Here is a 12,768-nt window from a genome sequence, read left to right as displayed (position 1 = left end):
AGTATGACAGTCATAAAAAAACTGCACCCTAATTCAGTTGATTACCCAACTTTTCGGGTGCAGTTCAGCAGTGCGACTGGAAAGAACAGCTTACTTCGCCATTACTTCCGTCGCAGTACGTTCAACCAGTGACAGCAGGGTTTTTACATCATCCAGCGTGACGGTTGGGTTCAGCAGGGTGAGCTTCAGACAGGTTATGCCGTTGTGCTCCGTCACGCCCACGTTAGCGCGACCCGACTCCAGCAGCGCATCACCAATCTTCTGATTAAGTAATGCAATGTTCGCATCGTCCATCCGTACTTGCGGACGGAAACGGAACAGCACGCTTGCTAGCTGTGGCTTCATCACCAGTTCCAGCGCAGCCTGATCGTTGACGTAAGCGGCAACCTGCTGTGCCAGCGTGACGCCGTGATCGATGATTGCCGCATATTGCTCCTGACCCAGCGCTTCCAGGCTCATCCACAGTTTCAGCGCATCGAAACGGCGCGTCGTTTGCAGTGATTTAGAAACCAGGTTCGGGACGCCCGCTTCTTCATCAAACTCGGAGTTCAGATAAGCCGCCTGATAGCGCATCAGCTCGTAGTGACGCGCTTCTTTCAGCAGGAATGCACCGCAACTGATGGTCTGGAAGAATTGCTTGTGGAAGTCCAGGGTAATGGAATCGACAAGTTCAATGCCATCCAGATAGTGACGATACTGCTCAGACATCAGCAGCGCACCACCCCAGGCCGCATCGACGTGAACCCAGATATTCTGCTTCGCTGCCAGCTCAGCAATCTCACGCAGTGGGTCGATAGCCCCCGCATCAGTTGTGCCTGCAGTGGCAACAATCGCCAGAATCTGTTCGCCGTTAGCGTTGCACTGATCAATTTTCGCCGCCAGATCGTTAAGGTCCATGCGTGAAAACTCGTCGGTTTTCACCAGCGTGACAGACTGGTAGCCCAGACCCATCAGCGCCATGTTTTTCTGTACGGAGAAGTGCGCGTTTTCAGAGCACAGTACACGGATCTTACGCAGGTCGCCCACCAGACCATTCTGCTGGACGGAGTGGCCCTGGCGTGCAAAGAACGCATCACGAGCCAACATCAGGCCCATCAGGTTGCTCTGAGTTCCGCCACTGGTGAATACACCTGCGTCGCCAGCCTGATAACCTACACGGGTACGCAGCCATTCGATCAGTTTGATCTCAATAATGGTTGCGGACGGGCTCTGATCCCAGGAGTCCATGCTCTGGTTGGTGGCATTAATCAGCACTTCCGCTGCCTGGCTTACGACCAGGCTAGGGCAGTGCAGGTGTGCCACACATTGCGGGTGATGGACGGACAGACTGTCTTTCAGGAAGAACTCAACAGCGCGTTCAATCGCCGCTTCGTTGCCCAGTCCTTTCGGGTTGAAATCCAGCTTAATACGGTCGCGCAACTGCGCGACCGTTTTGCCCTGGTACATCTCAGGCTGTTTTAGCCACTGCATAACAGCCTGAGTGCTTTGTTCAATCGCCTGCTGGTAAGCTTCAATGCTTTGGGCGGACGAGAACAAAATTGGGTTTGAATCAGACATCGTATTCAACAACTCCGGTTATACCGGGCGAACGCCCGCAGCAAGCAGTGCCTGCTCGAATTTATCCAGGAAGATTTTCAGCTCATCGTTGCTGATAAGCAGGGACGGCAGCAGACGCAGTACAACGCCGTTACGACCGCCACGTTCCAGAATCAGACCGGCTTCGAAGCACTTCTTCTGAATCAGTGCGGAGAGCTCACCATCACCAGGGAAGCAACCCATATGGTCAGCTGGCTCGTTTGGTTTAACGATCTCGATACCGATCATCATACCCAGACCGCGTACGTGGCCGATCACTGGATAACGTTTTTGCAGTTCAGCCAGCTGTGCTTTCAGCCATTCGCCTTGCGCAGCAACTTTGCCAGCAATGTTCTGGTCTTTCAGGATTTTCAGCGTGGTCAGACCGGTCGCCATAGCGAGCTGGTTGCCACGGAAAGTACCGGTATGGTGGCCTGGAGCCCATGCATCGAACTGTTTCTTGATGCCGAGAACGGCCAGTGGCAGACCGCCACCAACGGCTTTAGACATCACGATGATGTCAGGCTCAATACCCGCGTGTTCGAAGGCGAAGAACTTACCAGTACGGGCAAAGCCAGCCTGCACTTCGTCGAGGATCAACAGAATACCGTGTTCCTGTGTCACTTTACGGATGCGCTGCAGCCACTCAGCCGGAGCCGGGTTCACGCCACCTTCGCCCTGAACAGCTTCCAGGATCACAGCAGCGGGTTTGCGCACGCCGCTTTCAACGTCGTTAATCAGGTTGTCGAAGTAGTAGGTCAGCGCTTTCACGCCAGCTTCGCCACCGATACCCAGCGGGCAACGGTACTGATTTGGGTAAGGCATGAACTGAACTTCTGGCATCATACCGTCAACCGCTTCTTTTGGAGACAGGTTGCCGGTCACGGACAATGCGCCATGAGTCATACCGTGATAACCGCCAGAGAAACTGATGATCCCGCTACGGCCGGTAACTTTTTTTGCCAGCTTCAGTGCTGCTTCAACAGCATCTGCGCCGGATGGACCGGTGAACTGCAGGCAATACTCTTTGCCCTGACCAGGCAGCAGAGACAGCAAATATTCGGAAAACGCGTCTTTCAACGGCGTAGTCAGATCCAATGTATGTAACGGCAAGCCGCTGGTAATGACATTTTGGATGCTTTTCAGCACATCAGGATGGTTGTGACCAAGCGCAAGCGTGCCTGCACCGGCTAAACAGTCAAGGTATTCTTTATTATCTGCATCGGTGATCCACACGCCGTCTGCTTTAGTGATCGCTAAAGGCAGCTTGCGGGGATAACTCCTGACGTTTGATTCAAACTCGGCCTGACGGGCCAGATAGGTTTCGTTGCTTTTATGGGCATCTACGGTGTCAATACGGACTTTATCCGTCATCATATCACTCCTACAACCGCGGCTTCGTTATGTACCACGATTGAATAAAAAGTTAAAAAAACAGATGGGGTATGGAAAAAACGCCGCCAATATAGAGCCTTTTTTCATGGGGCTCAATGGTTAATTTGTTTACTGTTTTGTTACATGAAGCACAAGTAAGGGATTATTCAGAGTTTAAAAGCGTTACCAACCCTATTCGTCAAATTAAAACAAAGAGTTATATCATTATCGTTATGAGGGTAAATCGAGGGTAAAGAGTGTTACAAATCGTGCCTTATGGCGGTGTTCAGGGAGGTGTTCGCCTCCCTGATATCTTTATTTTTGTGTTACCTGCAAAATGCCGTTGTCGCGGCCCTTTGTCTTATTCCAGGACGCATTTGTAATACCGTTTTCATCAAGACTTAGAGATATAACATAGCCGTAACCATGAATTTCATAGAAATTCGCGTTAAGGCGCTTTACGGTTGCTTTGTTGCCATTGATTGTTGCGGTGAAAAATCCGTTAGAAATGGTGGCGTTAAGGGCATTTGCTGAGAAAGAAGCCTCACGAAGCGGATCATGAATCTTTGCGGCCTGGGCATGCTGTACGGCATTAGCCGCATTTTCTAATGCCTGTTTTTCAGCCGCCGCATTAATGGCAGCTGTGCGGTTTTGATCTGCGAGATAGCATGTATCGCGACTGATTCCCTGAGCCTCGCATTTCGCCAGGCGATCGGCTTGCGTGGTACAACCTGCCAGCGTTGAAACAGCCAACGCTATTATCATTAACTTTTTCATTATATGACCTTGAATATTACAATATAGAGAGCAAATTAAATACATTGCCCGATAACTATTGGCACTGAGTTATTATTGTGAAATAAATAACGCCCATAAAAAAACCTGTAGCAACCAGGAGCAAAGAAACGATTGCACTGAATATGATTAATTTCATAAAGCGAATATCATTTATACGATATGAGAAATAACATAATCGCTACGCAGTATCTGCAAATCAGGTGTAGCACTGTTTCTTTAGTAGCGACAATGGTAACGCGAGACAACTATCCAGTATGGTGACAGTTGCCATTTTGATGCAGATCACATTTAACATGATTAACTAATACCGTATTCTTGTTGGCTGAAAATAAATAACTATTTGTTATTTATAGGTTATTTTATTTTCGTGAACGTACTTCAGGCGTGTTTTTACGATGCGTGGCGCTTTTAATCTCACGTAAATCAATAACATTTAATGTTTGCATTTAAAATAATCACCTCTAAGAGAAAGCGTGAAAATTGTCATTGTTTTGCGCCGGGATTATGCAAATAAAATGAGAGGTATGGGGCTTGCTATTGTCCGTGGCTTACCATAGTCTGCCGTTGTTACATCATTTTGACTCGGGGTGCTCTTCTTTTTTGAAGGCTGAGAAATACCCGTAATACCTGATCTGGATAATGCCAGCGTAGGGAAGTCAGATGCCTTCCCGGTCATCGCTTCTTCACGTAAGGCAGGAGCGAAACCATGCAGCCTGACCTGCTCGATTTACCTTTTTTGCATCAATTCCGAACCCGTTCCCCACTCACTCACTGTATGACCAATGATGTCGTACAAACCTTTACCGCTAACGTTTTACTGGCACTCGGCGCATCTCCCGCGATGGTGATTGAAGCTGAAGAAGCGGAACAGTTTGCGGCGATTGCCGATGCACTGCTGATCAACGTTGGGACACTCACCGCGCCTCGCGCACAGTCTATGCACCGGGCGATAGAGAGCGCAGTTGCTGCAGGCAAACCCTGGACGCTTGATCCGGTTGCCGTGGGGGCGCTTTCCTTCCGCACCCGTTTTTGCCAGCAAATTCTCACGCTCAAGCCCGCGGCAATCCGGGGAAATGCATCTGAGATCCTCGCTCTTGCCGGAATGAGTGCCGGTGGACGCGGTGTGGATACGACGGATACGGCAACCCGTGCTTTGCCTGCGGCCCAGGCACTGGCCCGGCAAACTCATGCAATTGTCGTGGTCACCGGCGAGGTGGATTACATCACCGACGGGCTTCGAACTCATGCTGTCACTGGCGGCGATCCGCTTATGACCCGCGTGGTAGGAACCGGATGCGCGCTGTCTGCCGTGGTGGCTGCCAGCTGTTCGCTTCCGGGCGACAGGCTGGGTAATGTGGCGGCCGCCTGTGGGTATATGAAGCGGGCAGGGACAGTTGCTGTCTCACAATGTCGTGGGCCTGGCAGCTTTGCCAGCGCATTCCTTGATGCGCTTTATCATCTGGAGGATCAGGCATGAAACGGATTAATGCCCTGACCATCGCCGGGACAGATCCCAGCGGTGGGGCGGGAATTCAGGCTGACCTGAAAACGTTTTCGGCTCTGGGCGCATATGGTTGCTCGGTGATCACTGCACTGGTGGCGCAAAACACCCGTGGCGTGCAGTCCGTCTATCGCATTGAACCAGACTTTGTTGCCGCGCAACTGGACTCGGTATTTAGCGATGTACGCATTGATACCACCAAAATCGGCATGCTGGCGGAAACCGACATTGTAGAAGCCGTGGCGGAACAACTTAAGCGTTATCAGGTCCAGAACGTGGTGCTGGATACCGTGATGCTGGCAAAAAGTGGCGATCCGCTACTTTCCGCCTCGGCAGTCGATACGCTACGAAAAAAACTGTTGCCGCAGGTGGCGCTGATCACGCCGAATCTGCCGGAAGCGGCTGCGCTTCTTGGCACGCCGCATGCGCAGAATGAACGAGAAATGAAAGAACAAGGGAATGCGTTGCTCGCCATGGGGTGCGAAGCCGTGCTGATGAAGGGCGGTCATCTTGATGATGCGGAAAGCCCGGACTGGCTTTTCACCCGGGAAGGCGCGCTGCGTTTTACGGCTCCACGTGTGAAAACTAAAAATACCCACGGTACGGGGTGCACATTATCGGCGGCACTTGCGGCATTACGCCCACGCCACGATAGCTGGGCGGATACGGTGCAAGAGGCCAAGACCTGGCTCTCCTGCGCGCTGGCGAAAGCGGATTCTCTGGAAGTCGGTCACGGTATTGGACCGGTACACCATTTTCATGCATGGTGGTAAGCCGTATACTGGCAGAAATCGCCAGGCCTGAGAAAAACAGAGATGGAACAAGCGCATACCCGGTTAATTGCTCAACTAAACGAACGTATTGCCGCGCCAGACAACACGCCCCTGTACCTGAAATTTGCCGAAACGGTAAAAAACGCGGTGCGCAGCGGGGGGCTTGAACACGGCAATATTTTACCGGGTGAACGTGATCTGAGTCAGTTGACGGGCGTGTCGCGGATCACCGTACGTAAAGCCATGCAGGCGCTGGAAGAAGAGGGCGTGGTCACCCGCGCCCGTGGCTACGGTACGCAAATCAACAATATCTTTGAATACTCACTGAAAGAGGCGCGTGGTTTCTCGCAGCAGGTCGTACTTCGCGGGAAAAAGCCCAATACCCTGTGGGTCAACAAAAGCGTAGTGAAGTGTCCGGAAGAGGTGGCAAACCAGTTATCTGTTGCGCCGGAAAGCGACGTCTTTTTGCTAAAACGCATTCGTTACGTGGATGATGATGCGGTCTCAATTGAAGAGTCCTGGGTTCCGGCAGGACTCATTCATGATCCAGATGCCATTGGCATTTCGCTGTACGATTACTTCCGTAGCCAGAATATTTTCCCGCAGCGAACTCGCTCGCGTGTGAGTGCCCGCATGCCGGACAGCGAATTTCAGACACACATTAAGATGGACGACAAAATACCGGTGCTGGTGATCAAGCAAGTGGCGCTTGACCAACAACACCGGCCCATTGAGTACAGCATCAGCTACTGTCGCAGCGATCTATACGTGTTTGTGTGCGAGGAGTAGCTCCTCACGTCGGGGAGCGCAATCACCGCCACGGTGACTGACCACCCAGGCCGCAACCGCATTGCCGAGTCTGACGGAATCAGCCAGGCTCCATCCGGCAGCCAGTCCGGCAAGCGTGCCTCCTGCATGACTGTCACCCGCGCCAATAGTGTCTACCACCGTGGCAGGAAATGCCGGAACATAACCCGTGTCCTGGTCCTTATACCATGCAGCGCCGTCTTTATCATGACGAACAATCAGCGCAGAGGCGAAACGCTGCTGCCATTTTTCCCCCAACGATTCAACATCCACGCCAAGCCGTTCTGCCGCAATCTGTGCCTCCTGGCGATTCAGTGACACGATGGGTTTACAGGCCATTAGCCGCGCCATCAGTGCATCGGGGATATCGGCAATGCGTGGGCCAAAGTCGATCAATGCGGTGACCTCCTGTAGTCCTTCCAGCCAGCTTGTCAGCAACTCACCACAAGGTGACGCCAGTTGATAACCCGACAAATAGACCAGACTGTTTTGTGGAACGCTAAGCGCAGCAAGCCAGGACGGCTGCCACTGGTTCTCCACGCCACTGAATGACATGAACGTACGCTCGCCGTCTGGCTCCACCAGCGCCAGACACCAGCCATTGTCACCCGATTCGGCTTCCACGGCACTGTGTAGATCCTGTTTTGCCATCGCATTACGAATGATATCAGCCCAAACACCGTGTCCGACGGGTAGGGCATTTTGCGCCGCAATACCGAGGCGCTTCAGTGCGATAGCAATATTGAGCGCGCAGCCGCCAATATTGACACCTTGCTGCTTTAACTCAATATCACACCCGCGCCACGGCAGGGCGTAAGCATCGGCAATCACGTCAATCACTGCCGCGCCCAGAACGGTTACCGGGCGCTGGGCTGTCAGCGTCGCCAGCTGTTGGTCAAATGGTGTCGGGTTCATACGCCCTCCCTTTGCTCCCGATAGTGCAGCAGTTTTTCGCAGTATTGACCAAAATCGAGTTGATTGACGGCATCGAGTTCCTCCTTGAGCGACGGGTCAATAGCCTGCACGCCCTGTAGTGCCCCACAGATGGCCGTTGCCATTGCGCCAATGGTGTCCGTATCGCCGCCCAGGTTGGCACACAACATCGCACAACGGTTAGGGTCAGTGCCTGCCAGTTCGACCATCGCAATAGCTGCAGGGACGGATTCGATGGTGCTGGTTCCGGCCCCAACAAGCTGATAAACCCCTTCGCTTGCGGATTCAATACCGTGAGCCTCACGCACCGTTTTGAGCGCCAGTTCAATACGGGCAGCGAGCGAGGCGCTAAAGGTCGTGGTCCGTGATTCCTGTGCGTAGCGCGCAATACCCGGCAGGGCATCGACGATGTTTTGCCAGCTTTCACCGTCAATGGCGCGTGATATCGCCCAGGCAATTACCACCGCACCGGCGATCGCCAGATCGGATTTATGCGTCGGGCTGGAGGCCAGTGCCACCTGCTCAACAAAATGTTCCAGGCGGGTGGCAGGCAACAGGCAACCGAGCGGGGAAGCGCGCATGGCTGCACCGTTGGTCACACCGTTGTTTTCCAGTTCGCTGACCGGTTTACCGTCGCGGATCGCATTGAGTGCGATCTTTGACGTCGGGCCGAGCACGTTCTTATTAAAGGCATCGAAATCCAGCGCCCAGCGCAAGATGTGTTTGCCGATAACATCTGCGTCGATCTGCCCGTCGCACTCGATAATGGCATCAGCCAGACACAGTGCCATTGACGTATCGTCGGTAAACTCCGCCCGGTTGAAATAACAGGCGGCATTGTTTTCCGCCGGTCCAGGCAAAAAGCGATCGATCCAGCCGAAGTGCGCTTTTACACGGCTTCTTGGCCACAGCTCCGACGGCATGCCCATCGCATCCCCTAAGGCCTGCCCGTAAAGAGCACCGAGAACACGTTCTTGTTTCATTTAACTTCCCCTTGTGTCAGCGCGGTATCGCCATCAACCACCTCAATTGCGGTGATCTCTTTATCCGATTCGCGGAAAAACAGCATAAACAACACGGCGATCACGGCAATCATGATCCCGCCGAATGCCCACATTCCGGCCCAGTTGAAGGTCAGCCCGTTCACTGGCTCTTTGTATGCGAACATTTTTTCCATCATTACACCGCCCAGGCGGTAGCCTAACAGGCTGCCAAAGCCCTGACAGCACAGCGTAATCAACCCCTGCGCTGCAGTACGCATGTGTACTGGCGCTTTTTTATCCACGTAGATATACGCGGTCACATAGTAGAAGTCGTAACTCACGCCATGCAGCAAAATGCCGAGGAACAGCAGGGCGTAGGTAAAGTATTGCTCTGCGCCACCGTAAACAAAGAAACCATAGCGGATGGCTGCGGTGATAAGACCCAGCAGTAAGACCTTCTTAATACCAAAGCGTTTGGTAAAGAACGGCAGTGCCAGCATGAAGAAGATTTCGGAGAACTGGCCGAGCGTCATCCAGCCTGTGGCGTTTTTCATGCCCACTTCAGTGAGGTAGCCGTTAGCGAAGATGTAGTAGAACGCCAGCGGCATGGCGAACAGGAACGAGCAGAAGAAGAACACAAGGAAGTTCTTATCGCGCAGCAGGATCAGGGCATCCAGGCCGAGCATCACCTTGATATCCAGTTTTCCCGTACTCTTCGGCGGGGTGTCGGGCAGGAACAGCGCAAACACGGCCAGTAGTGCGGAGCTGGCGGCGGTGAGTAACAGCGGAATATTGGTATCTGAAATATCGCTGTGTCCCATCATTTGCGGCAGAAATCCGCACGCCAGGCCCGAGGCAATCCAGCCGATCGTGCCCATCACACGAATTCGCGGGAAGTCTGCTTCCACGTCGTCCACGTTGGCGAAGGCGATACTGTTGGTTAATGCAATCGTCGGCATATAGGTCAGAGAGTAGGCCAGCAGCAGCGGGAAGAAGGTACTGAACTGCGTTTGCTGTGCGGCGAAGTACATCAGGATCGCGCCAGCGAACATCAGGACGGCCAGTACTTTTTGTGCCGCGAAAAAGCGATCGGTCAACGAGCCGACGAGGATTGGCGAGAGGATCGCGGCAATGGCGGTACAGGCATAAGACCAGCCAATTTCCCCGGCGGTAAAGCCGCTTTTACTCAGCCAGAGCCACAGGGGCACAAACCAGGCGCCCCAGATAAACCATTCAACAAACATCATGAATGACAGTTGGACTTTCGTTTTCATTGTTTAATCCTGCATGTCAGAGAGGGTACTCCTTTAACATACCATTCAATAATACCTTTTAAATACCTTTGTGGTGATTGTTTGATCGATGTAACAGTTTTGTTGTACACGAATCGAGCCAGCAGATTGTGCTGAAAACGATCGCAGGTGCTGGAAAATCTGTTAAGTCAGTACCAGGCTTACTCTGCCCATAAAAGTGTGGGCCTGGATCACATGCTCCGACATGATGTCGGAACCTACGGGAGCATCGCTATGACTGATATTTCGCAATTGCTTGGCAAAGACGCCGACAGCCTTCTACAGCATCGTTGTATGACCATTCCAGCCAGCCACCTCTATCTACCGGGCCATGATTATGTGGACCGTGTGATGGTAGATAACAACCGTCCGCCAGCCGTCCTGCGAAACATGCAGGCGCTGTATAACACCGGACGTCTGGGTGGGACCGGATACCTCTCCATTTTGCCGGTTGACCAGGGTGTAGAACACTCGGCGGGCGCATCTTTTGCGGCCAACCCGCTGTATTTCGATCCGAAGAACATTGTGGAGCTGGCGATTGAAGCGGGCTGTAACTGCGTGGCATCGACCTACGGCGTGCTGGCTTCGGTATCCCGCCGCTATGCCCACCGCATTCCGTTCCTCGTCAAGCTGAACCACAACGAAACGCTGAGTTATCCGACAGAATATGACCAGACCCTGTATGCCAGCGTAGAGCAGGCGTTCAACATGGGAGCGGTGGCCGTAGGCGCGACTATCTATTTTGGTTCTGAGCAGTCTCGCCGCCAGATTGAAGAAATTTCTGCCGCCTTCGAGCGTGCGCATGAGCTGGGGTTAGTGACGGTTCTGTGGGCATATCTGCGCAATGAAGCCTTTAAGAAAGACGGCGTGGATTACCATGTGTCAGCTGATCTGACCGGCCAGGCAAACCACCTTGCCGCCACCATCGGTGCGGATATTGTGAAGCAGAAAATGGCCGAAAATAATGGCGGTTACAAAGCCGTCAACTTTGGCTATACCGATGATCGCGTCTACAGCAAATTGACCAGCGACAACCCGATTGATCTGGTGCGTTATCAACTGGCGAACTGCTACATGGGCCGCGCCGGGTTGATTAACTCTGGCGGTGCGGCTGGTGGTGAAACCGATCTCTCTGACGCCGTGCGTACTGCGGTCATTAATAAACGTGCAGGTGGGATGGGCCTGATTCTTGGGCGTAAGGCGTTCAAGAAATCAATGGCCGATGGCGTGAAACTGATCAATGCGGTTCAGGATGTTTATCTGGATAGTAAAGTGACGATTGCGTAACTTCTGCACTTCTCCCTCTCCCGCGGGGAGAGGGCATCAGATCTCGCCTGGTTCAAATCCGAAACCCCTTTTCATTTCATTCAAACACTCATCCCGATCCACTTCACAGTTCCTTATCCTTTTGTGAAAACTGTCACTTCATGCCGTGCATATGCACAAAAAATGGTCGATGCTTAGCGGAATTTGTCTAAGGCAGCGGACGAATTTTGCGCTTAAAGTTACTTTCGAAACAGCTTTTCAAAATACAAAGTCGCTCTGAACCTCTGTAGTGTTAAGGACTGATAATGAAAATAGAATCTGTAAATGTCACCGTCTTCCAGTATCCGACGCGCCGGGTGTCCGACAGCGCCGGGCATTCACATCCGGGGCCAGAGAGCATGGCTAAAATGGCGATGCTGAGCATTACTGCAGACGATGGCACAAAAGGGTATTCGTTCGCTCCACCGGAAGTGGTGCGTCCCTTCGTCGTGAACACCTTCTTTCGTAAAGTGCTGGTGGGGCAGGATGCATTTAATCGCGAGCGTATCTGGCAGGATCTGGCGCACTGGCAACGGGGTAGCGCCCATCAACTGACAGAACGTGCGCTGTCATTTGTTGAACAGGCGTTGTGGGATCTGATTGGCCGTAAACTCAATATACCTGTCTGGAAGCTGCTCGGCGGTTTTCGTGACACCGTACCCGCCTACGGCAGTACCATGTGTGGCGACGATTTGCCTGGGGGGCTTTCCACGCCGGATGAATATGCCCGCTTTGCCGAAAAACTGGTGGCGCGGGGCTATAAAGCGATCAAACTCCACACCTGGATGCCGCCTGTTTCATTCGCGCCCAATCCTAAAATGGACGTTAAAGCCTGCGCAGCCGTGCGCGAAGCTGTAGGGCCTGATATCGATCTGATGATTGACGGCTATCACTGGTACAGCCGGACGGAAGCGCTGTACATCGGCAAGGAACTCGAAAAGCTTAACTTCGCGTGGTTCGAAGAGCCGATGGAAGAAGAGAGCATGGCTTCTTACGCATGGCTGGCGGAAAATCTGTCGATTCCGATCATCGGGCCAGAGAGCCTGGGCGGGAAACACCACAGCCGCGCCGACTGGGTAAAAGCGGGGGCATGCGACATCCTGCGTGCTGGTGCTAACGGCGTGGGCGGAATTTCACCCACACTGAAAGTGGCAAACCTGGCGGAGTCGTTCGGTATGGACTGCGAAGTCCATGGTAACGGTGCGGCGAGCCTGGCTGTGATTGGCGCGATCAAAAACTGCCGCTGGTATGAGCGCGGGCTGCTGCATCCGTTCCTGGATTATGATGAACCGGCGGCGTATCTCCACAGCCTTATTGATCCGATGGATGAAAACGGCATGGTCAGTTTGCCGGACCGTCCGGGTCTCGGCGAAGACATCAATTTTGCGTATATCGAAAACAATACCGTCAGCCACGACTGACCTATA

The 12,768-nt window shown here is 52.9% G+C and carries 11 protein-coding genes and 1 riboswitch; of the genes, 5 read left to right on the top strand and 6 right to left on the bottom strand.

Translation table 11 applies throughout. The features are described 5' to 3' along the window. Positions 1-90 precede the first annotated feature (90 nt). From HV346_RS15035 to HV346_RS15025, 3 genes are all read right to left on the bottom strand, one after another. Complete coding sequence (locus HV346_RS15035; RefSeq protein WP_181620102.1) at positions 91-1,557, bottom strand: aspartate aminotransferase family protein; 1,467 nt, start codon at positions 1,555-1,557, stop codon at positions 91-93. An 18-nt stretch (positions 1,558-1,575) separates the two neighbouring features. Further along, positions 1,576-2,952: a diaminobutyrate--2-oxoglutarate transaminase gene (locus tag HV346_RS15030; protein WP_181620101.1), complete on the bottom strand. Its 1,377-nt coding sequence runs from the start codon at positions 2,950-2,952 to the stop codon at positions 1,576-1,578. A 312-nt stretch (positions 2,953-3,264) separates the two neighbouring features. Then, entirely contained in the window at positions 3,265-3,726 is a 462-nt protein-coding gene (locus HV346_RS15025) for a hypothetical protein (protein WP_181620100.1), read from the bottom strand. A 594-nt stretch (positions 3,727-4,320) separates the two neighbouring features. Next, a riboswitch (TPP riboswitch) is annotated at positions 4,321-4,418 on the top strand. Between the two features lie 35 nt (positions 4,419-4,453). On the opposite strand from HV346_RS15025, the gene thiM reads away from it, so the two are divergent. The 3 genes from thiM to HV346_RS15010 are packed head-to-tail and all read left to right on the top strand — an operon-like array spanning position 4,454 to position 6,810. Further along, positions 4,454-5,224, top strand: coding sequence for a hydroxyethylthiazole kinase (gene thiM, locus HV346_RS15020; RefSeq protein WP_181620099.1), 771 nt, complete (start codon positions 4,454-4,456; stop codon positions 5,222-5,224). Further along, positions 5,221-6,021 carry a bifunctional hydroxymethylpyrimidine kinase/phosphomethylpyrimidine kinase gene (gene thiD / locus HV346_RS15015; protein WP_181620098.1) on the top strand — a complete coding sequence of 267 codons (801 nt, stop codon included), beginning with the start codon at positions 5,221-5,223 and terminating at the stop codon, positions 6,019-6,021. Before thiM ends, thiD begins: the two co-directional genes overlap by 4 nt. A 42-nt stretch (positions 6,022-6,063) precedes the next feature. Further along, complete coding sequence (locus tag HV346_RS15010; protein ID WP_181620097.1) at positions 6,064-6,810, top strand: GntR family transcriptional regulator; 747 nt, start codon at positions 6,064-6,066, stop codon at positions 6,808-6,810. Here HV346_RS15010 and HV346_RS15005 read toward each other — a convergent pair. The 3 genes from HV346_RS15005 to HV346_RS14995 are packed head-to-tail and all read right to left on the bottom strand — an operon-like array spanning position 6,784 to position 10,018. Continuing rightward, on the bottom strand, positions 6,784-7,743 hold the full coding sequence (locus HV346_RS15005) for a PfkB family carbohydrate kinase (protein ID WP_181620096.1): 960 nt from the start codon (positions 7,741-7,743) through the stop codon (positions 6,784-6,786). The genes HV346_RS15010 and HV346_RS15005 overlap by 27 nt on opposite strands. After that, positions 7,740-8,744: an ADP-ribosylglycohydrolase family protein gene (locus tag HV346_RS15000; RefSeq protein WP_181620095.1), complete on the bottom strand. Its 1,005-nt coding sequence runs from the start codon at positions 8,742-8,744 to the stop codon at positions 7,740-7,742. The genes HV346_RS15005 and HV346_RS15000 overlap by 4 nt, the downstream gene beginning before the upstream one ends. Next, complete coding sequence (locus HV346_RS14995) at positions 8,741-10,018, bottom strand: nucleoside permease (protein ID WP_181620094.1); 1,278 nt, start codon at positions 10,016-10,018, stop codon at positions 8,741-8,743. Before HV346_RS14995 ends, HV346_RS15000 begins: the two co-directional genes overlap by 4 nt. 252 nt (positions 10,019-10,270) lie before the next feature. On the opposite strand from HV346_RS14995, the gene fbaB reads away from it, so the two are divergent. Then, on the top strand, positions 10,271-11,323 hold the full coding sequence (gene fbaB, locus HV346_RS14990) for a class I fructose-bisphosphate aldolase (protein WP_181620093.1): 1,053 nt from the start codon (positions 10,271-10,273) through the stop codon (positions 11,321-11,323). Positions 11,324-11,607: 284 nt separating this feature from the next. Beyond that, positions 11,608-12,762 (top strand): mandelate racemase family protein, encoded by a 1,155-nt coding sequence (locus HV346_RS14985; RefSeq protein WP_181620092.1) that lies wholly within the window; start codon positions 11,608-11,610, stop codon positions 12,760-12,762. Positions 12,763-12,768: the final 6 nt, after the last annotated feature.

It is taken from the genome of Enterobacter sp. RHBSTW-00994, assembly GCF_013782625.1.
Classification (GTDB): Bacteria; Pseudomonadota; Gammaproteobacteria; order Enterobacterales; family Enterobacteriaceae; genus Enterobacter.
Note: the sequence above shows the minus strand (reverse complement) of the source record. Positions and strands in the feature narration are given on the sequence as shown.